Annotated in this window: 18 protein-coding genes and 1 other RNA gene; 14 read left to right on the top strand and 5 right to left on the bottom strand. The window is 72.0% G+C overall.

Translation table 11 applies throughout. The features are described 5' to 3' along the window. Positions 1–71 precede the first annotated feature (71 nt). A complete protein-coding gene (gene murI, locus K8556_RS10905) occupies positions 72–887 on the top strand; it encodes a glutamate racemase (protein WP_223739973.1) in 816 nt (271 codons plus the stop codon). Between the two features lie 27 nt (positions 888–914). On the opposite strand, the gene carF is transcribed toward murI, so the two are convergent. Then, complete coding sequence (gene carF / locus K8556_RS10900) at positions 915–1,772, bottom strand: plasmanylethanolamine desaturase (protein ID WP_223739972.1); 858 nt, start codon at positions 1,770–1,772, stop codon at positions 915–917. A gap of 268 nt (positions 1,773–2,040) precedes the next feature. Here carF and K8556_RS10895 point away from each other — a divergent pair, with 268 nt between their 5' ends. From K8556_RS10895 to K8556_RS10850, 10 genes are all read left to right on the top strand, one after another. Further along, positions 2,041–2,613: a hypothetical protein gene (locus K8556_RS10895; RefSeq protein ID WP_223739971.1), complete on the top strand. Its 573-nt coding sequence runs from the start codon at positions 2,041–2,043 to the stop codon at positions 2,611–2,613. Between the two features lie 100 nt (positions 2,614–2,713). Then, positions 2,714–3,406, top strand: coding sequence for a cell division ATP-binding protein FtsE (gene ftsE, locus K8556_RS10890; RefSeq protein WP_206876490.1), 693 nt, complete (start codon positions 2,714–2,716; stop codon positions 3,404–3,406). Beyond that, positions 3,403–4,305, top strand: a complete 903-nt coding sequence (locus K8556_RS10885; RefSeq protein ID WP_223739970.1) for an ABC transporter permease — start codon at positions 3,403–3,405, stop codon at positions 4,303–4,305. The genes ftsE and K8556_RS10885 overlap by 4 nt, the downstream gene beginning before the upstream one ends. Before the next feature lie 89 nt (positions 4,306–4,394). Next, complete coding sequence (locus tag K8556_RS10880; RefSeq protein ID WP_223739969.1) at positions 4,395–5,531, top strand: murein hydrolase activator EnvC; 1,137 nt, start codon at positions 4,395–4,397, stop codon at positions 5,529–5,531. 82 nt (positions 5,532–5,613) lie between these two features. Next, the gene (locus K8556_RS10875) at positions 5,614–6,474 is read left to right on the top strand and encodes an alpha/beta fold hydrolase (RefSeq protein ID WP_223739968.1); all 861 of its coding nucleotides are present in this window, start codon (positions 5,614–5,616) and stop codon (positions 6,472–6,474) included. Between the two features lie 84 nt (positions 6,475–6,558). Then, complete coding sequence (locus tag K8556_RS10870; protein WP_223739967.1) at positions 6,559–7,905, top strand: S41 family peptidase; 1,347 nt, start codon at positions 6,559–6,561, stop codon at positions 7,903–7,905. Between the two features lie 67 nt (positions 7,906–7,972). Next, a complete protein-coding gene (locus K8556_RS10865; RefSeq protein WP_223739966.1) occupies positions 7,973–9,856 on the top strand; it encodes a PEGA domain-containing protein in 1,884 nt (627 codons plus the stop codon). A 2-nt stretch (positions 9,857–9,858) separates the two neighbouring features. Beyond that, positions 9,859–10,137, top strand: coding sequence for a hypothetical protein (locus tag K8556_RS10860; RefSeq protein ID WP_223739965.1), 279 nt, complete (start codon positions 9,859–9,861; stop codon positions 10,135–10,137). A 247-nt stretch (positions 10,138–10,384) separates the two neighbouring features. Next, positions 10,385–11,362 (top strand): D-alanine--D-alanine ligase, encoded by a 978-nt coding sequence (locus K8556_RS10855; protein WP_223739964.1) that lies wholly within the window; start codon positions 10,385–10,387, stop codon positions 11,360–11,362. A gap of 317 nt (positions 11,363–11,679) precedes the next feature. Further along, positions 11,680–13,203, top strand: a complete 1,524-nt coding sequence (locus K8556_RS10850) for a cellulose synthase family protein (protein WP_223739963.1) — start codon at positions 11,680–11,682, stop codon at positions 13,201–13,203. 93 nt (positions 13,204–13,296) lie between these two features. Here K8556_RS10850 and K8556_RS10845 read toward each other — a convergent pair whose 3' ends face one another. Further along, entirely contained in the window at positions 13,297–13,824 is a 528-nt protein-coding gene (locus K8556_RS10845; RefSeq protein WP_223739962.1) for a hypothetical protein, read from the bottom strand. Between the two features lie 82 nt (positions 13,825–13,906). Here K8556_RS10845 and K8556_RS10840 point away from each other — a divergent pair, with 82 nt between their 5' ends. After that, positions 13,907–14,929, top strand: coding sequence for a PEGA domain-containing protein (locus K8556_RS10840; protein WP_223739961.1), 1,023 nt, complete (start codon positions 13,907–13,909; stop codon positions 14,927–14,929). 55 nt (positions 14,930–14,984) lie between these two features. Here the strand turns inward: K8556_RS10840 and K8556_RS10835 are convergent, their stop codons facing one another. Next, positions 14,985–15,581 carry a hypothetical protein gene (locus tag K8556_RS10835; protein ID WP_223739960.1) on the bottom strand — a complete coding sequence of 199 codons (597 nt, stop codon included), beginning with the start codon at positions 15,579–15,581 and terminating at the stop codon, positions 14,985–14,987. Between the two features lie 50 nt (positions 15,582–15,631). Between K8556_RS10835 and K8556_RS10830 the strand changes: the two genes are divergently transcribed. Beyond that, on the top strand, positions 15,632–17,470 hold the full coding sequence (locus tag K8556_RS10830) for a M1 family aminopeptidase (RefSeq protein WP_223739959.1): 1,839 nt from the start codon (positions 15,632–15,634) through the stop codon (positions 17,468–17,470). Positions 17,471–17,476: 6 nt separating this feature from the next. Here K8556_RS10830 and ftsY read toward each other — a convergent pair whose 3' ends face one another. Beyond that, positions 17,477–19,033, bottom strand: a complete 1,557-nt coding sequence (ftsY, locus tag K8556_RS10825) for a signal recognition particle-docking protein FtsY (protein WP_223739958.1) — start codon at positions 19,031–19,033, stop codon at positions 17,477–17,479. 68 nt (positions 19,034–19,101) lie between these two features. Here ftsY and K8556_RS10820 point away from each other — a divergent pair, with 68 nt between their 5' ends. Next, on the top strand, positions 19,102–19,665 hold the full coding sequence (locus tag K8556_RS10820) for a hypothetical protein (RefSeq protein ID WP_223739957.1): 564 nt from the start codon (positions 19,102–19,104) through the stop codon (positions 19,663–19,665). Between the two features lie 10 nt (positions 19,666–19,675). On the opposite strand, the gene rnpB is transcribed toward K8556_RS10820, so the two are convergent. Beyond that, positions 19,676–20,069: RNase P RNA component class A (gene rnpB, locus K8556_RS10815), an RNA gene on the bottom strand. Between the last annotated feature and the right edge of the window lie 35 nt (positions 20,070–20,104).

The following is a 20,104-nucleotide window of genomic DNA, read 5'->3' as shown; positions in this document are numbered from 1 at the left end:
GGCCTTCCAGGCTTCCGGCCCTTCGTGCGTTCCAGGGGGCGTTGGCATCAAACGTGATAGGGACTCACCCCATGCGGCAAGACAGCCACGGTCCCATCGGCGTGTTCGACTCCGGCATCGGAGGCCTCACGGTCCTCAAGGCGCTCATGGCGCGGCTCCCCCACGAGCGCACGCTGTACCTGGGGGACACGGCGCGCGTGCCCTACGGCACCAAGTCCGGCGAGGTGGTGACGCGCTACTCGCTGAAGAACGCGGAGTTCCTCCTGGAGCGCGGCATCAAGCTGCTGGTGGTGGCGTGCAACACGGCCTCCGCCGCGGCGCTGCCCGCCCTCCAGGCCGCGCTGCCGGTGCCGGTGCTGGGCGTGATTGAGCCCGGGGCCCGCACGGCGCTCCAGCGCACCCGGGGCGGCGGGGTGGGCGTCATCGGGACGCCGGGCACCGTGCGCTCCGGCGCGTACCAGCGCGCGCTGGAGGCGGGAGACCCGAAGGTTTCGGTGAAGGCGAAGGCGTGCCCGCTCTTCGTGCCCCTGGCGGAAGAGGGGTGGACCCACGGCGACGTGCCGCTGCTCGTGGCCCGCGAGTACCTGGCCGGCTTCGCGCGCGACGGGGTGGACACGCTGGTGCTGGGCTGCACCCACTACCCGCTGCTCAAGGGCGTCATCGCCGAGGTCGTGGGGCCGCACGTGTCGCTGGTGGACTCGGCGGAGGCCACGGCGGAGGCGGTGGCGCGGCTCCTGGGGGAGAAGGACCTCCTGGCGCCAGCGTCCGTGGGCGCGCCCGAGCACGCCTTCTTCGTCACCGACGTGCCGGAGCGCTTCGTGGAGGTGGGGGCCCGCTTCCTGGGGCGCCCCATCCCTTCCGCGGAGCAGGTGGACCTGCGCTTCTAGGCGGCCTGGCCGCCCCTGGCCCGGCCCTCAGCGCACGGGGGGCGTGGAGACGCTCGCCGTGGGCTCCTCCGCGGAGGACTTGAGCAGCTCCTTGGCGGCCTGGAGGACGGGCAGCTCCTGGGCGCCGTCCACGGCGACGAGCGCCTGGGCGGCCTCCGTGCCGATGTCGTCCTGGCGCGGAAGCTGGCCGGTGGCCCAGGTGATGAGCCGCTCCATCAGCGGGAAGAAGTGGATCATCTTCAGCGGCCGGTTCATCCAGCCCACGGTGATGCAGTAGTACTGGTTGAAGGGCTTGGTGTGGTGGATGCGGTGGTGGTCCGGCGGCAGGATGAGGTGCACGCGCTGCAGGAAGCCGATGATCGCGGGCGGCTCATCCAGGTGCGACCACTTGTGGAACTGGTTGGTCGCCATCACCCAGAAGATCATCGCGCCCAGGAACGCGGCCAGGAACACCCAGCCCGGGCCGGCGAGCGGGATGGCCACCGCCAGCGCCGCCACCGGCAGCGACACCAGGCAGTTGTTGCCGTTGGTCTCCACGAAGTCGTGGCGGGTGATGGCCTTCTCGTCCACGTGGTGCTCGCGGAAGGGGCGGATGAACGCCTTGCCCAGGATGGGCATCTCCGTGGAGCCCCACGTGTCGCCCATCCAGTGGACCACGCCGGACACGAAGTCCGCGGCCAGGTAGCCCAGCACCACCGCCAGGGTCAGCATCCACGGCCCGGTGTGGTGGGTGCTCCAGAGCTTGTAGACGAGCGCGCTCTCCAGGCCCACGAACGCGATGATGGAGGCGATCTCCATGGCGCGGATGGCGGGCGAGTAGCCCTGCGCGAGCGCCTGGGCATCCTGCAGGCGGACCTTGTCCGCGATGGTGTCCGGCTTCTTCATCGGTGGTGTTCCGGTCCGCGGCGGGGAGGAAGGGACTGACGGCGCGATCGTCAGAGGGGTTTACGTACCCCAGGGCGTTTCGGCTTTTCAACAGAGGCGCCCATGCCCGCCAGGCTGGTGTCCCCGTGCGGATCCGTACACCGAGCGTCGCGGGAGGTGGCGGACGCACACCCCGGGAAGCGGGCAGGCACGCGTAAAAGAGGTGCGGGACGCGTGACGCTTACCTTGTGAAGCCTGGACCCCGCTGCTACGGTGCCCGACCTCGGCAATGGCGAAAACCTTCGAAAAAGCCGTCACCGGCTTCAATCACAACATCAAGCACAAGGGGAAGGTCTACCACGTCCAGACCGAGGACTCGGGCGTCAACAACCCCCACATCATCACCCACCTGTTCGTGGGCGGGAACATCCTCGCGTCCAAGAAGACGTCCTACGCGGACATCCTCAACGCGGAGAACCTGGCGGAGGTCGTGCGCGAGTTGATGGAGGAGCAGCACAAGGAGATGCTGCGCAACCTCATCAACGGCGTGTACGACAACTACGAGTCCACGGTCCGTTCGTACCAGCCGGGTCAACTCGCCACGGACGCGGAGATGGCCGCGCAGCCCAAGCTGCCGCCGCAAGCGCCCGCGCAGCCGCGCCCTCCCACGCCGCCTCCGCCGCCCGTCGCGGCGACCGGCTCGCAGCTCCCTCCGGAAGTGGCCGCCGCGCGCGCCCTCAAGGAGAAGCCGCGCATCAACGAGGTGGGCGTGGAGACGCTCTTCGGAGAGGACCTCATCTCCGAGAAGAGCCTGGACGAGGTCATCCTCAGCTACCTGGCGAGCGAGGGCGAGCCCTCCTAAGGCCGCACCCGCGGTGCCACCCCCTGGCCACGCCCGGCCCGTTCCTGGGCGGGCTCCGGGGGCGTGGTACGCTGCCCGGAGGGCTCGCGCTTCTCCGGTCATGATCCAGTTCTTCCACGTCTACAAGGCGTATCCCGGCGATCCGCCGGTGTTGCAGGACATCAACCTGAACGTGGAGAAGGGCGAGTTCGTCTTCCTCACCGGCCCGTCCGGCGCCGGGAAGACGACGCTGCTCAAGCTCATCTTCTGCGGGGAGAAGGCCACCAAGGGGCAGATATTGGTGGGCGGCAAGAACATCGCGCGCATCCGCGAGTCGGCGGTGCCGTACCTGCGGCGCAACATCGGCGTGGTGTTCCAGGACTTCAAGCTGCTGCCCCACCGCAGCGTCGCGGACAACGTGGGCTTCACGCTGGACGTGCTGGGCGTGCCCCGCCCGGAGGCGCGGGAGAAGGTGCTCCGGATGCTCAAGCGGGTGGGGCTGGAGCACAAGGCGAACTCGCTGCCCCTGCGGCTGTCCGGTGGAGAGCAGCAGCGCGTGGTGATTGCTCGCGCGCTGGTGAACGACCCCACCATCCTCCTGGCGGACGAGCCCACGGGCAACCTGGACCCGGCGCTCACCGTTGAAATCATGGACCTGCTCACGGACATCAACATCCGGGGCACCACGGTGATGGTGGCCACGCACGACGCCACGCTCCTGTCGCGCTACCAGAAGCGCACGGTGCGCCTGGAGCGCGGGCTCATCGTCTCCGACGAGGACGGCGTCAAGGCGGCGCGGCGGATGCTGGTATGAGCGTGCTGTCGAAGGCGGCCTACTTCTGGCGCTCGGCGGCCGGGGGGCTGAAGCACTCGCCCTTCGTGCACTTCATCGCCGTGTCCACCATCGCCATCGCGCTGTTCGCGGCGGGGCTGGCGCGGGGCGCGTCGCACGTGGTGGACAACCTGCTCGCGTCGCTGGGCGGCGAGGTGGAGGTGACGCTCTACCTGGCGCCGCAACTGGGCGAGGACGAGGTGCACGGCGTCCACACGCGCGTGGTGGAGCTGAGCCACGGCGAGGTGACGGTGGTGCCGCCGGAGGCGGCGCTCAAGCGGCTCAGGAGCGAGCTGGGCGACCTGGGCGAGGCGCTGTCGGAGCTGCCGGAGAACCCGCTGCCCGCGACGCTGGAGCTGCGCGTGCCGGAGGCGCGCCGCTCCCCCGCGGCGCTGGCGGCCCTGGCGAAGGAGCTGCGCGCGCTGCCCGGCGTCACCGGCGTGGACTACGGCGAGGCCGCGGTGGAGCGGCTGTCCGCCATCGCCCGCGCGCTGAGCTTCGGGGCGCTGGTGGCGCTGGTGGTGGTGCTGGGGACGACCATCGTCATCGTCGCGGCCACGCTCCAACTGGCCATCTATTCGCGGCGCGAGGAGATTGAAATCCAGAAGCTGGTGGGCGCCACGGACCGCTTCGTGAAGGCGCCGTTCCTCCTGGAGGGGCTGCTGCAGGGGCTGTTGGGCGCGCTGCTGGCGGTGGGCGGGCTGTGGCTCTTCGGGCGGCTTCTGGGGCCCACGCTGGGCTCGCTCTTCGCGTTCCTCCTGGGGCCGGGCGTGGCCGCGCCGTGGGTGGAGACGCGCACCGCGCTGGAGCTGCTCGCGGCCGGCTGCGCGCTGGGGCTGGGCGGCAGCTTCGTCGCGGTGGGGCGCTTCCTGCGCGTATGAGACCGGGCGCGGAGGGCACCGCGGCAGGGCTGTGGTCGCGTCTCGGGGCGGCGCATCCCTGGCGTCGCGGCGGAGCGCTGTCCTCGCGCATGAGGCGCTTCACGTGGCTCTGGGCGCTGCTGGGCGCGAGCGCCGCGTTCGCCCAGCATGACGAGGAGTCGGAGCGCGCGGCCATCCGCGAGAAGCTGGCCGCGCAGCGCGCGACGCTGGCCCTGGTGGAGGCGAAGAAGCTCTCCGTGCTGGAGGGCATGGAGCTGATGGAGGACATGGCCGCCTTCTCCCGCCGCCGCGTGCGCGCGCTGGAGGGCGACCTGAACCTCTTCCGCCGCCGCGTCGCGCTCGCGGAGCGCGAGGAGGCCGTGCTGCGCGAGGCCCTGCGCGCCCAGTTGCGCCGGCTGTCCCCGCGCCTGCGCACCCTGTACCGGCTCCAGCGCCGCCGCCCGCTGGAGGTGCTCCTGTCCGCGGACGACTTCGCCGCGCTCATGTGGCGCGCCCGCGCGCTGGAGGCCAGCATGGCGGGCGACCTGGAGCTCCTGCGCACCGTGCAGCACGTGGCCACCCTCCAGCGGCAGGCGACGCTGGAGCTGAAGCGGCTGCACACGTCCCTGGCGCAGCGCGTGGCCTTCCTCCAGCAGCAGTCCAAGCAGGCCCAGGCGCAGCAGGAGGCGCTGGAGGAGGTGGTGGGGAGGCTGGCCGGCGAGGCGGAGCTGGCGAAGCGCGCCGTGCGCGAGCTGGAGGGCGCGGACGCGGAGCTCGCCCGCATGCTGGCGGACCTGCACGAGGCCCCCGCGACGAGCGGCTTCGGCGCGCTGAAGGGCAAGCTGCCCCGGCCCGTGGCCGGCATCGTGGAGGTGGGCTTCGGCCGCGTGGTGAACCCGCGCTTCAACACCGTCACCGTGCAGAAGGGCGTGGACATCCGCGCCCCGGCGGGCACCCCCGTGCACGCGGTGGCGGAAGGGACCGTCGTCTACGCGGGCTGGCTGCGCGGCTACGGCAACCTGCTCATCGTCGACCACGGCGACGACTTCCACACCCTGGTCGCCCACCTCTCCACCATCGCCGTCGCCGTGGGCGCTCGCGTGGCCCCGGGGGACGTGGTGGGGGAGGTGGGGGACACCGGCTCCCTCAAGGGCGCCTACCTGTACTTCGAGGTCCGCCGCGCCGGGCAGGCCGTCGACCCCGCCCCCTGGCTGGCCCCAGCCACCGCGGCTGCCGGGGCGCCGTGACATTGTCCGCTCTGATGCGCTGCGTCCAAGGGGCGGGCGCGTTAGAAACAGGGCGTCATTGGTGGACGAAGGAGGCCCTCGCGTGGACCTGATGGGTGGGATGCAGGAGGCGATGCGCCGCGTGCTGGTGGCGCGGGGCGTGGCGTCGGAGACGGTGAGCGTGGGTGGGCAGGCGGTGCACCACTACGCGCTGGAGGGGCAGGGCAAGGGGCCCCCGGTGGTGCTGGTGCACGGGCTGGGCGGGTCCGCCAACGGCTTCGGCCGCACGTTCTTCGGGCTGGCGAAGCGCTTCTCCCGCGTGCTCGCGCCGGACCTGCCGGGCCACGGCTTCTCCGGCGAGTACTGCGGCGGCCCCACCTGCGTGCGCAGCCAGTTCGACGTGCTGCGCGCCTACTTCGAGGACGTGGTGAAGACGCCCGCCCTCGTGGTGGGCAACTCGCTGGGCGGGGCCATGGCCGTCAACCTGGCCTCCGAGCATGCGGCCTGGGTGAAGGCGCTGGCGCTGGTGGCCCCCGCGGGCGCGGAGCTGACGCCGCAGGCGCTGTCGGCGCTGCTGGGGCACTTCGCGGTGAAGTCGAGCGCGGACGTCCGCGCCCTGACGCGCAAGCTCTTCCACCAGCCGCCCCTGGGCGCGCTGCTGCTCGCGCCGGCGCTGCGCAAGCTCTACACGACGCCCACGGTGCAGGCGCTCGCGGCGGACGCGCTCGCGACGCAGGCGAGCATCGCGCCCCAGGCGGTGCGGGACCTGAAGATGCCGGTGCTCTTCCTGTGGGGCGGCAGCGAGCGGCTCCTGCCCCCGGAGATCCTCGCCTGGTACCGGCAGCACCTGCCCGCCCAGGCGGAGGTGCACGTGGTGGAGGGCTTCGGCCACGTGCCGCAGATGGAGCGGCCGGACGCGTTCGTGTCCCACCTGGTGGGCTTCGCGGACCGGACCCGCCTCTAAGGGCGGGAATCGTCCGGCGGGCCGGGTGTAGACTCGGGGGCCTTGCGACGGCCCCTTCCACCCGACCCCCGAGGACGCGCTCCCGTGACCCGTTTCCCGAAGCCGTGGCGCGTGGGATTCGCCGCGCTCCTGTTGTGGGGCGCGCCCGTGCTCGCGCAGAAGCCGGGGGACGCGGCCGGCCGGGAGGAGTCCGCGTACCGCCAGTTGGAGCTGTTCGCGCGGGTGCTCTCCTACGTGGAGAACAACTACGTGGAGAGCGTGGACCGCAAGACGCTCATCCAGGGCGCCATCCAGGGGATGCTCGACACGTTGGATCCGCACACCGTCTTCATGCCTCCGGAGGTCTTCCGGGAGATGAAGATCGACACGTCCGGCGAGTTCGGCGGCCTGGGCATTGAAATCGCGCGCAAGGGCGACCGGCTGGTGGTGGTGGCGCCCATCGACGACACGCCCGCGGCGCGCGCGGGCATCAAGGCCGGGGACGAGCTGCTCGCCATCGACGGGGAGAGCACCCAGGGCATGGACCTGGGCCGCGCGCTCCAGAAGATGCGCGGGCCGGCGGGGGGCCGCGTGCTGCTCACGCTCATGCGCGCGGGCTTCAACGCGCCCCGGGAGCTGGCCATCCTGCGCGACCACATCCGCATCGTGTCCGTGGAGAGCGCGCTCTACGACGGCATCGGTCACGTGAAGGTGAAGAACTTCCAGGACCGCACGGACCAGTCACTGAAGAAGGAGCTGGACCGGCTGCGCGCGCTCAACGGCGGCAGGGAGCTGGACGGGCTGGTGCTGGACCTGCGCAACAACCCCGGTGGCCTGTTGGATCAGGCCGTGGCCATGAGCGACCGCTTCCTGCCGGGCAACCTGCCCATCGTGTCCACGCGCGGGCGGGACGGCCGCAACGCCTCCGAGGAGAGGAGCCGCGACCGCGACACGGAGAAGGACTACCCGCTGGTGGTGCTGGTCAACGCGGGCAGCGCCTCCGCGTCGGAGATCGTCGCGGGCGCGCTCCAGGACCACGGCCGCGCGGTCATCATGGGCACGCAGACCTTCGGCAAGGGCAGCGTGCAGACCATCATCGAGCTGGAGGACGGCTCCGGCCTGAAGCTCACCATCGCGCGCTACTACACGCCCAAGGGCCGCAGCATCCAGGAGAAGGGCATCACCCCGGACTTCCTGGTGCCGGAGGACGCCTCCGGGAAGGCGGCGAGCGAGGCGCCCCGGGAGAAGGACCTGCGCCGCCACTTCAAGGCGGAGCCGTCCCAGACGACGTCGGAGGTCGCCACCCAGCCCCGGACCCTGCCCGCGAACCTGAAGGACTGGGCGGTGACGGCGAAGCTCGCGGATCCACAACTGAAGGTGGCGCTCAACTACCTCCATGGGTTGGCGCCAGGGCCCGCGTCTCGGGCCTCCGGGAGCACGGCGGGTCGCTGAAACCCCCTTTCGAGGTGGCGTTCCGCCTCGCAGTGCGTGTAATGCGCACAGCAACGAGGGAGACCGGATGCGACGTCCTTTCAATCGCGCGCTGCACGCGACGCTCAGTGGCTGGCTGGTGGGAATGCTGGCCGTGGGCCCCGCCGCCGCGCAGCAGCAACACGTACCGCTGCGGCTGATGCCGCGAACGCTGCCGACGGCGGCGGGCCCCCGCGTGGCGGTGGTGGCCATTCCCGTGGATGCCTCGCTGGAGGGTGAGGCGCTGGCGCTGGCGCACTGGGCGGAGCAGGCCGTGGCCCGCTCCGGCCGGCTGGAGCTGGTGCGGCTGACGGACGCGCTGGACCCCCAGGGCGCGAGCGCGCGTCAGGCGAAGGCCGTGGAGGGCAACGCCGCGTTCAAGGACGGCGCGAAGGCCTACGACGAGCTGGACACCGTGAAGGCGCTCCAGAGCTTCGACAAGGCGGTGAAGGCCTACGAGCAGTCGGACCTGTCGCGCGCGTTCCCGCTGCTCAGCCGCGCGCGGGTGATGAAGGCCGCGACGCAGGTGGCCAACGGGGAGAACAAGGCCGCGGAGCTGGAGATGCGCGGCGTGCTCGCGGTGGATCCGCGCGCCACGTTCAATCCCAACTTCTTCCCGCCCGAAGAGGTCGCCTTCGTGGAGAAGGAGCGCAAGGCGCAGGTGGAGGGCGCGCAGGCCACGCTGAACGTGAGCACGCAGCCCGCCGCCGCGCAGGTGTTCGTGGACGGCACCTACCGGGGCGTGTCCCCGCTGGCGCTCACGGGCCTGACGCGCGCGGACCACTACGTGACGCTGGTGGCGCCGGGCTACACCGTGACGGAGGGCCGGGCGCGCGAGGGCGAGTCCTCCTTCTCCCTCACGAAGCTGCCGGTGCAGCAGCGCTACGCCGCGCTCGTGGAGCGCATCGCGAAGAACGCCGACGACGAGGAGCGGGACAAGGCGCTGCAGGAGCTGGGCGCGCTCGCGGACGTGCCGCAGGTGCTGGCGCTGCTGGTGCGCGGCGGCCCGGGCAACGCGCCGCTGACCGTCACCGGCCTGCGCATGGACGTGGCGGACGGCCACAACCTGTCCTACGCGCTGGGCCAGGTGCCGCGCGGCGAGGCGATGGCCACGGGCTCGGAGGCGCTGCTGACGGGGCTGGTCGGCCAGGACGCGGCGCGCGTGGACGGCAAGCCGGTGAAGCACTTCGCCAGCGGCGGAGGCGTGAGCCGCCGCACCGCGGGCTACGTGCTGCTCGCCACGGGCGTGGCGCTGCTGGCGGGTGGCATCTACTTCGGCCTGGAGGCCTCCTCCAAGGCGGACGCGTTCAAGACCGCGCCGCAGGGCAGCACGCGCGCGGACGACCTGAAGAGCACCGGCAAGACGTACGCGCTGGTGGCGGACATCGGCGTGCTGGCGGGCCTGGTGTCCGCGGGCGCCGGCAGCTACCTGGCGTTCTACAAGAAGGGTGGGGGCTCGTCGTCCAGCGCCCCCGCGAGCCTTCCGGCCAAGGCCGCCGCGCCGGTCCGCGAGGAGAAGCCCCTGGAGCAGGCGCTGCCCATGCCGCCCCCGCCCGCCACCAAGGCGGAGCCGGCCCCCAAGGCGAACGCCACGCCCACGCCCACGCCCGCCGCCGAGCCGGCTCCGGCGAACAATCCCCCGCCCCCTGTCTTCGAGCCGCCCCCGACGCCGCCGCCCGCGCCGCCCGCGAAGAAGATGACGCGCAAGGAGCGCGAGGCCGAGGCGAAGCGCCAGCGCGCGGAGGAGGCCCGCCTCAAGCGCGAGGAGGAGCAGCGCCAGAAGGAGGAGGAGGCCCGCCGCAAGCAGGAGGAAGAGGCGAAGCGCAAGGCGGACGAGGAGGCGAAGCGCAAGGCGGAGGAAGAGGCCCGGCGCAAGCGCGAGGAAGAGAAGAAGCGCCCCAAGCTCGACGAAGACGATCTCCGGAACTACTAGCCATGCGCCGCCTTTCATCGCTCATCGTTCCCTCGGCCCTCGCCCTGGGCCTGTCCGCCTGCAGCCTGCTCGTCAGCTTCGACCCCGAAGGGCAGCCCTGCGACCGCGGCCAGTGCCTGGAGGGCTACGTCTGCCGCGACCAGATCTGCACCGCCGAGGACGCCACCCCCTCCGACGCCGGTACGTCCGACGCCGGCACCACCGACGCCGGTGGTGACCCGGACGCCGGCCTCGAGGATGGCGGTCTGCTGTCCGACGGCGGCGCCGGTGACGGGGGCTGAAGTCCCTCTTGCCGGACCCGGCCTCGCGTCCCCTGCCTCCAGGGGCGCGGGGCGCGGCGCCCTGTCAGCACTCCCGCACGTGGCCCGGGGGCCGCGCCGTGTCCCCCCGGACACGGCCGCCTGCCGCCCCGGGCCCCGGGAAACCCCCGTCATTCCAGTCACTTGAACGCGACGTCCGCGCCGGGGAGCACTTCCGGTGCGTGGCATCATCAGTGCTCTGACGCGGGCCCAAGGAGGCATCATCGACATGGGCAAGCGCGTGGGAGTGCTGATGGGCGGGTGGGGCGAGGAGCGGGAGATTTCGCTCAAGACGGGGGAGGCCGTGGTGGCGGCCCTGGAGACCCTGGGGCACACCGTCACCCGCGTCTTCGCGGGCCCGGGCCTGGACCGGGCGCTGCGCGCGGCGGACATCGACGTGGCCTTCCTCGCGCTGCACGGCCGCATGGGCGAGGACGGCCGCGTGCAGGGCCTCCTGGAGCTGCTGGAGATTCCGTACACCGGCTCCGGCGTGCTGGCCTCCGCGCTGGCCATGGACAAGCCCATGGCGAAGAAGCTCTTCCAACTGCACAACCTGGCCTCGCCTCGGGGCTACCGGGTGACCCGCGAGGACGCGGAGCGCGCGCTGGCGCTGCACGGCGACAGCGGCTTCCCCTGCGTGGTGAAGCCCGCGAAGGGCGGCTCGTCCGTGGGCCTGTCCGTGGTGCATGACGCCGGGGCGCTGGTGCCCGCGGTGGTCCAGGCGTGCCGCTTCGGCGGCGAGGCCCTGGTGGAGCGCTTCGTCCAGGGGCAGGAGGTGACGGTGGGCATCCTCGGCGACAGCGTGCTGGGGAGCTGCGAGGTGTCCTACCCGCGCGAGGGCTTCGACTACGAGGCCAAGTACAAGGGCGGCGGCGCCCAGTACTTCCTGCCGCCCCGCCTGTCCGACACCCGCCGCGTCAACGTGGAGACCCTGGCCCTCGCCGCGTACCGCGCCCTGGGCTGCCGGGGCTACGGCCGCGTGGACCTGATGTGCTCCGACACGGAGAACGACGTGGTGCTGGAGTTGAACACCCTGCCGGGCTTCACCCCCACCAGCCTCCTGCCGAAGATCGCCGCCCGCGCGGGCCTGGACTTCCCCGCGCTGGTGCAGGGCGTGCTGGACCGCGCCACCCGCGACGAGTCCCACGTCGGGGAAGGCCCCGCTGTCGCGCCCGCCGCTCCCGTGCCCCTGCGCGCCGCGCGCTAGGTCCTCTGGCGCTCGGAGCACCTGGGACGTCGTCCCGGCATCGCCCCGACGCAGGGAAGAAGGGGGTGACAACCTGCGTCAAAACCGCCGCTGAAGGCCTCTCGAATCCGGGGAATAGTTTGACACGACCCGGGTGGCTCCCTATTGTCCGCCGGCGATCAGTAGCCGGAAGGTCAAAGCCCTGTCTTTTCGGGCACATACGGGGCGGGGCTCAGCAGACCCACAGGCGGCGGTCAGCGTGAGCGGTCGGTCGGCATGCCGCCACGTCTGGTAGGACCGCTGGCGCCAGTGCCAGCGGGAGGGGCTGAGCGTCACCGATGACCACCGTCGAGATCATCTTCCTGGCAGTCTACTTCAGCTTGCTGAGCGTGCTGGGAGTCTACGGCTCCCACCGCTACCGCATGGCGTTTTTGTACTACCGCCACAAGTTCAAGCTGCCGACGCCCAACGGCACGCTGAAGGCGCTGCCACGCGTCACCATCCAGTTGCCCATCTTCAATGAGATGTACGTGGTGGAGCGCCTGGTGGAGTCGGTGTGCCGCATCGACTACCCGCGCGAGCTGCTGGAGATCCAGGTGCTGGACGACTCCACGGACGAGACGTGCGCCATCGCGCGCGCCTGCGTGGAGCGCCACCGGCAGAAGGGCCACGACATCGTCTACATCCACCGCGTCAACCGCCAGGGCTTCAAGGCGGGCGCGCTGGAGAACGGCCTCAAGCTGGCCACGGGCGAGTACGTGGCGGTGTTCGACGCGGACTTCGTCCCCAGCCCGGACTTCCTGATGCGCACGGTGCCCTTCTTCGCGGACGCGAAGGTGGGCATGGTGCAGGTGCGCTGGGGCCACCTGAACCGTGAGTTCTCCATCCTCACGCAGGCGCAGAGCATCTTCCTGGACGGGCACTTCATCATCGAGCACACCGCGCGCAACCGCGCCGGCTGCTTCTTCAACTTCAACGGCACCGCGGGCATCTGGCGCCGCAGCACCATCTCCGACGCGGGCGGCTGGCAGCACGACACGCTCACGGAGGACCTGGACCTGTCCTACCGCGCCCAGCTCAAGGGCTGGCAGTTCATCTTCCTGCCGGAGGTCATCTCCCCCGCGGAGGTGCCGGTGGACATGAACGCCTTCAAGAGCCAGCAGCACCGCTGGGCCAAGGGCTCCATCCAGACGGCGAAGAAGCTGCTCCCCACCATCCTCAAGAGCGACCTGCCGCTGCTGGTGAAGCGCGAGGCCTTCTTCCACCTCACCAACAACATGGCCTACCTGTTGATGGTGCTCCTGTCCGTGCTGATGCCCATCAGCATGGTGGTGCGCTTCCAGCACGGCCTGTACGGCACGCTGTTCCTGGACCTGCCGTTCTTCATCACCGCGACGGCCAGCGTCTGCGTCTTCTACGTGGCCGCCCAGCGCGAGCGCGGCGTGAAGGGCTGGGAGCGCTTCAAGTACCTGCCCTTCCTGATGAGCCTGGGCATCGGCCTGGCCATCAACAACGCGAAGGCCGTGGGCGAGGCGCTGCTCAACCAGCAGTCGGGCTTCGCGCGCACGCCGAAGACGGGCGCCGAGGGCAAGAGCGTCAAGGCCGTGAAGAAGAGCTACCGGGGCAGCAAGACGCTGATGCCGGTGGTGGAGCTGCTCTTCGCCGCCTACTTCACCGGGGCGCTGTGGTTCGCCATCGACTCGCGCATCTACACGTCGGTGCCCTTCATCATCCTGTTCCTGGCGGGCTTCCTCTACGTGGGCGTGTCCAGCCTGCTGCAGGGCCTGGCGGGCCGGGCGAAGGCGCCGGACGCCGCCCCCGCCGTGGCGTCCTCGGAGGAGCAGCCGCGCCAGGCGGCCTGAGCCGTCCGCGCCGCGCTTCCCGCCGTCCCCCTCGCGCCGCCGCTTCCCTCCTGGAACCCCAGGGCGGGGAGGGCGGCGCGGTGCTTTTTCCCGCTACAGGCCCGCGTCGGGCGCGCCGCGCAGCAGCACCTGCTCCTGGCGCACCGGCGCGGGGCCGGAGGTCGCGGGGCGGCAGCCCTCGTCGATGGCGGTGCTGGACGCGGCCCTCAGCGTGAGGCCGGCGTCCGTGCAGGCCACCGCCTCCGTGGGGAAGGCGACGGGGCAGGGCGTCCCGGAGGCGCTGAAGCCGGTGGCGCGCGTCTCGCCCACGAAGCCCTCCGGCGTGCGTGTGAGGACGATACCCACCGAGCCTGCGTCCGGGGACTCCATCCCGCCGTCCGCCCACGCGCGCACCACCGCCAGGGACAGGGTGCGGCCGTCGTCCTGGCCCAGGTAGCGGAAGGCCGGGTTCTGCGCGTGGTGGTAGTCCCCGGACAGGTCCTTCTCACAGCCGGGCGGCACGTGGATGGGCGGCGGCACGGAGGCCGTGGAGGTCTCCACCCGGGGTGGGGCCTTGCCCGGACAGGCCGCGAGCGAGAGGACACAGAGGCCAAGGGGGAGGGTGACGAGGGCGCGGTGCATGGGGGGCGGATATTCTCCCAACGCACGGCCCGGTGGGACGGTGTTTGCTTCCCCTGGGATGACTCTCTAACCTTCGGCCGACATGAGTCTTCGCCGCTTCGCCATCCTGTCGCTCGTCGCCACCCTGGCGCTGCCGTCCGCGGCGTTCGCCCAGGACATTGATGACCTCCTGGGCCCCTCGGAGACGAAGCCCACGACGCCCAAGGGCACCAGGCCCAAGACCGCGAAGCCGCCGAAGCCGACGGCCAAGCGCAAGACGCCGCCCAAGAAGGAGAAGCTGGGCGCGCGCAAGGGCAAGACGGGCAAGAACGCCGCCACGGCCACCGTCGAGGACGCGGCCCCCGCGAAGGCCACGCTCGCGCTCAAGCTGGGCAGCAACGCGCGCGGCGCGAAGGTGACGGTGGACGGCCAGGAGGTGAACCCGCAGACGCCGCTGGAGCTGACGCCGGGGGAGCACACCGTCATCGCCCGCCGTCAGAACTACTCGGAGTTCAACCAGCAGGTGACGCTGTCGCCGGGCCTGACGACGGAGCTGGTCATCTCGCTGGACGCGGCCACGGGCTTCGCCACCCTGCGCGCGGACGTGCCCCGCGTGGTGGTGTTCGTGGACGGGACGCGCGTGGGCACCACCCCCATCGAGAACCACCCCCTGGCGCAGGGGCCGCACGAAATCGAGTTCCGCGGGCCGGGGCTCAAGGACGTGAAGAACATCAGCGTGCGCGCCGGCCAGCTCTACGTCGTGGAGGGGCGGCTGCGTCCGTCCTCGGACACCCCGGCGGCGGCGGTGGCGCAGGCGGAGGACGTGCCGCGCTCGACGGTGCTGGAGCCCTCGAAGCCCGCGTCGCCGGTGGAGCAGCCGGGCCTGGCGCTGGGCACCGAGCAGCCGCCGGAGGTGAAGGAGAGCACCAGCAAGGCCTGGTACCAGAAGTGGTACGTCTGGGTGGGCGTGGGCGTGGTGGCCGCCGCCGCGGGCGCTGGCGCCTACGCGGCGACCCGGGGCCCCGAGGCGCTCACCCCGGAGGCGGTGTGCGGCGGGAAGTGTGACGGCGACATCGGGTTCTCCGGCCTGCGCCCGTCGATGCCCGCGAACGGCGTGCGCTTCTGACGACGGGCGGGGCGGACGTGCTCGTCCGCCCCGGCTCTGGAAGTCCCGGGGCCGCTCAGTGGCCCCGCAGGTCGTCCTCGGCGCGTCCGGCGCCGGGCTCCAGCCGCAGGAAGACGTTCGTCACGCGGCCCACGCCCCAGTAGTCCAGCGCGGTGGCGCGGAGGCGGAAGGGCTCGGACTCCGGCAGCAGGGCGGACAGGTCCACCTCGTTGGGCTCGAAGCTGAAGGCGCGCCGGCCCACGTTGTCCACCTGCTCGTTGCCAATGAAGACGCTGTCCGCGAAGCCCACGGCGGCGCGGCGCGACACCTTCCCCTTCGTGTCCAGCACCTCCAGCAGCAGGAAGTTGTCCACGGCGAAGCCCTGCGTGCAGGCCGCGTCCCCGCAGAGGCTCGCCTTGGCGCCGTCCAGCAGCAGTTGAGGCGACTCGCCGGTGGCGACGACGCGCGGCGTGCGCTCGCCCTCGCGGGTGTCCACCTCCACGTCCTCGCGCCGCTGCTCCAGGCGGGCCGTCTCACGCTCCGGCGTGGCGCTCAGCAACTGGACCGAGCGCGGCGCGGGCGGCGCGGCGGCGGTGGACGAGGGGACCTGCTTCGCGCAGGCCAGGAGGCTCAGCGCGGCGGCGGAGAGGGTCAACGTTCGCGAGTGGCGCACCCGGAGGCTTGTAGCGAGCGGCCCTGGACGGGGTCAATTAGCATGCCCCCATGCGGACCTTCCCCGGATGGTGGCTGCTGTGCGCGTTGGCCGCGGGCCCCGTGGCCGTGGCGGCACCTCCCGCCCCCGCCGCCCCCGCCGTTCCGGGGGTGGGCAGCGTGGCGCCGGAGGTGCAGTTGTGCCTCCAGCACCTGAAGCCGGAGGAGCGGGACCGGGCCGCGCGGGCGCTGGGGCCGCTGGAGTCCGTGCCGCTCTACCGCGTGCAACTGGAGGTGGAGCCGAAGGAGCGGCGCGTCTGGGGCAAGGTGCAGGTGGAGCTGGTGGCCAGGGGCCCCAGGCCGGTGACGGAGCTGTACCTGCGGCTGACGCCCAACACCCGCTCCCGCCAGGTGACGCTCTCCGGCGCGAAGCTCAACGGCAAGGCCGTGGCGCTGGAGCTGGGGCCGGAGCCCACGCTGCAGCGCGTCCCGGTCGAGCCGCCGGTGCCCCCGGGCGGCACGGTGTCACTGGAGGTGTCGTTGAAGGGCACGGTGCCCCGGGCGGCGCCGGGCGCGGAGTCGCTGATGGGCGCGGGCGGGCTCCTGGGCGGCGGCGCGAAGGGGGGCCCGGATGACCACGGGGCCTTCTCCGCCACGGCGGACGTGGTGAGCCTGGTGGGCGTGGTGCCGCAGGTGCCGCCGGTGGATGACCAGGGGCAGCCGTGGGCGGGCCCGCAGGGCACGGGGGACCTGGCGCTGTACGAGCCCGCGCACGTGCTGGCCACGCTCACGGTGCCGTCGGGCTGGGCGGCGCACGCCACCGGCACGCCCATGGGCGCGGTGCCCGAGCGCGACGGCCGGGTGCGCTACAGCTTCGCGGCGGCGGCGGTGCGCGACTTCCCGGTGCTGGTGACGCGCGGCTACCAGTCCGCGACGGCCACGGTGAACGGCGTCACGGTGGAGAGCCACTTCTCGGCGCGGGACGAGGCGGTGGGCAAGCGCGTGCTCAAGTACGCGTCGCAGGCCCTGACGGAGTTCGAGAAGCGGCTGGGCCCGCTGCCCTACATCCACTTCCGCGTGGTGCAGGCGCCCCTGAGCGGCGGCGCGGGCGGCATGGAGTTCCCGGGGCTGGTGACGGTGGGCACGTCCCTCTACCGCGCGAAGCAGGACCCGCTGTCCCTGCTGGTGGGCATGCCCGGCATGGAGGCCTTCCAGGAGCTGCTGGACGCGCAGGGCGGCGCGGGGATGCTGGCGCAGGTGGGCTCGCAGGTGGGCGCGTCCCTGGAGCGCACGCTGGAGTTCACCGTGGCGCACGAGGTGGCGCACCAGTACTTCGCGGGGCTCGTGGGCTCGGACCCCATCCACGACCCGGTGGTGGACGAGTCCCTGGCGCAGTACGCGGCGCTCCTCTACATGGAGTGGGCCCACGGCCCGGAGGCCGCCGAGTCGCTGCGCAACGAGGCCCTGGTGATGCCCTACCAGTTCTTCCGCCTGACGGGCGGACGCGACGGCCGCGCGGACCGGCCCACGGGCGACTTCGACGGCGGCGAGCTGGAGTACGGCGCGCTCGTGTACGGCAAGGCGCCGCTGCTGCACCACGCGTCGCGCAAGCTGGTGGGGGACAGCGCCTTCTTCAAGGCCCTGCGCGCGTACGTGGACACGTACCGCTTCAAGTGGGCGTGCAAGGCGTGCTTCACGCAGGAGCTGGCGAAGGCGAGCCCCGCGAACGCGAAGGCGCTGACGCGGCTGCGCACCCGCTGGTGGGAGGAGGCCCACGGCGACGAGGACCTGGGCGCGGCGGACCTCCAGGGGCTGATGGAGGCCATGGGCGGCGGCATGGGCGGCGTGAAGCTGGACGCCCAGACGCAGGAGCTGCTGGAGCAGCTCCTGCCCCAGTTGATGGGGCAGTAGGGCTCTTCAGTCGAACAGCGCCTGCACGAACTCGCGCGGCTCGAAGCGGCGCAGGTCGGCGATCTTCTCGCCCACGCCCACCCAGACCACGGGCAGCTTCAATTCGTCGCAGATGCCGATGATGACGCCGCCCTTGGCGGTGCCGTCCAGCTTGGTGAGCGCGATGGCGCTGACGCCCACGGCCTCGTGGAACTGCCTGGCCTGCTGGATGGCGTTCTGCCCGTTGGTGGAGTCCAGCACGAGCAGCACCTCATGGGGCGCGCCGGGCAGCGCCTTGTCCATCACGCGCTTGACCTTCTTGAGCTCCTCCATGAGCGGGGCCTTGGTGTGCAGCCGGCCCGCGGTGTCCGCGATGATGACGTCCGCGCCCTCCGCCTGGGCCTTCTTCACCGCCTCGAAGATGACGGCGCTCGGGTCGCCGTTCTCCGGGCCCTTCACCAGTTGGGCGCCCGCGCGCTCGGCCCACACGTCCAGTTGCTCCGTGGCAGCGGCGCGGAAGGTGTCACCCGCGGCGAGCACCACCTTCTTGCCCTGGCCGGTGAGCTGCGCGGCCAGCTTGCCGATGGTCGTCGTCTTCCCGGCGCCATTCACGCCCACCACCATCACCACGTGCGGCGGGCCACCGCCCTCCAGCGAGCGCGGCACGGGCAGGTCCACCATGCGCGCCACCTCGTCGCGGATGGCGCCCTTGATGCGCTCCGGGTCCTTCAGCTCCGCGCGCTTGAGCTTGTCGCGCGCCACCTCCACCAGGTGGTCCGCGGTGCGCACGCCGATGTCGGCGGTGAAGAGAATCTCCTCCAGCTCCGACAGGACGGACTCGTCCATGGCGCGCTGGCCGCCGAACAGGCCGTTGAGCCGCGCCATGAAGCCCTGGTTCTTCGTGCGGTCCAGCCCCTGCGCCAGCGTGCGGCCGCCCTCCGCCTCCACCTTGGCGCGCGCGGCGGCCTCTTCGGCCTGACGGGCGGCCTCCGCCCGGGCGGCCTCCTGGGCGATGGCCTCGTCGCGCAGGCGCACCGCTTCGACCTGCTCCCGCTTGCGGCGCTCGCGCGTCTCGTCGTCGAGCGCCTTCTTGGCGCGGTACTCGACGCGCTTGGCCTCCTCCTCGCGCTCCTTGAGGGCGCGGACCTGCGCCTCCAGCCGGGCCTTCTCCGCCGGGTCCTTCGCGGCGTGGGCGGCGAACGAGGCCGTCTCGCGCTCCCGGCGCAGCTCGTCCATGCGCGCGTGGGCGTCATCCAGGTCGCGGCGCCGGGCGAGCTCCGCCTCGTTGGGCGGCAGCTCCACGCGCAGCTCGGGGCGCTCCGCGGGAAGCTGGGGCGCCTCCGCCTCGGGCTTCCTGGGTGCCTCCGGCACGCGCTTCCGGCCGAAGAGCTTGCGCGCCGCGACGAGCGCCAGGACGACGAAGACGGCCGCGCCGCCAATGCCGACAATCTCCCCGCCGGTGAGCCCGGTTTCCGGCGGGGTGCCCGTGCCCGGCTGCGTCGTCCCGCCGCCGGGAGTGGGGGCGGGGGAGGGGGCGGGGGGCACCTGCGCCAGGAGTGCGTCGAGGGGGCTAAGGGTCTTCATCGCCGCTCCGCATACACCAACACGCAGTTGGATGCAGCGCCCGTGGCCGGGTAGAACGGCCCTCCGTCATGCGCCTTCCGCCCCTGAACGTCCTGTTGACCGCCTCCGTCCTCCTGGGGACTTCCAGCGCCTGCATCGTGGAGGCCCCCGGCGGGGCCAGCGACCAGGAGCGCCGCGCGGCCACCGTCGCCCAGGTGCCCCCGCTGTCCATCCGCAGCGGCGCCAACCTGGGCGGCAAGGTGGAGGTGGTGGGCGCGTCCGTGCAGCCGGGCCGTATCCCCGCGGGGGACCAGGCGCGCGTCACCGTCTTCTTCAAGGTGCTTCAGCCGCTGGAGGAGGACTACCTCGTCTTCGTGCACGTGGAGGACGCGGACGGGCGCATGGAGCGCCTCAACGTGGACCACAAGCCCGCGGGCGGCCTGTACCCCACCACGCAGTGGAAGGTGGGGGAGACGGTGAAGGACGAGTTCGTCATCGCGCTGCCGCAAGGGGCGACGCCGCGCGCGCTGAACGTATGGATGGGGTTCTGGGAGCCGCGCAACGACAGCCGGCTGCCCATCACCAACCCGCAGGCGGTGCGCAACGACGGCAAGGGGCGCCTGCTGCTGGCGCAGGTCCCCGTGGGCGGGTGACAGGGAAAAAAACCGGAGCGGCCCTGTAAGCCGGGTTCTGTCCCCACCCCTTTCGGGATGGGCGGCGAACATTCATCTAGGGCCCTGGTTGCCCAGGGACCTCATCAGCGAGCAACCCGAACGCATGGGACGGGCCATCCCTGTCCCCTTTCGGGGACGCGCTCCTATTGGCTCTTGCTCCAGGTGGGGTTTACCGTGCCGTCCGAGTCACCCCGGACGCGGTGCGCTCTTACCGCACCGTTTCACCCTTACCCGCCCCCTCGCGGGAACGGGCGGTCTGTTTTCTGTGGCACTTTCCTGCGAGTCGCCTCGACTGGCCGTTAGCCAGCACCCTGCCCTCTGGAGCCCGGACTTTCCTCCCGCCATCCATGCCTGCGATGGCCGGCGTTCACCCGGACCGCTCCGGCACTCCGGGGATACAACAGCCAGCCCGGGCGGG

Origin of the sequence: Corallococcus sp. AS-1-12 (assembly GCF_020036995.1) — a bacterium.
Classification (GTDB): Bacteria; Myxococcota; Myxococcia; order Myxococcales; family Myxococcaceae; genus Corallococcus.
Note: the sequence above shows the minus strand (reverse complement) of the source record. Positions and strands in the feature narration are given on the sequence as shown.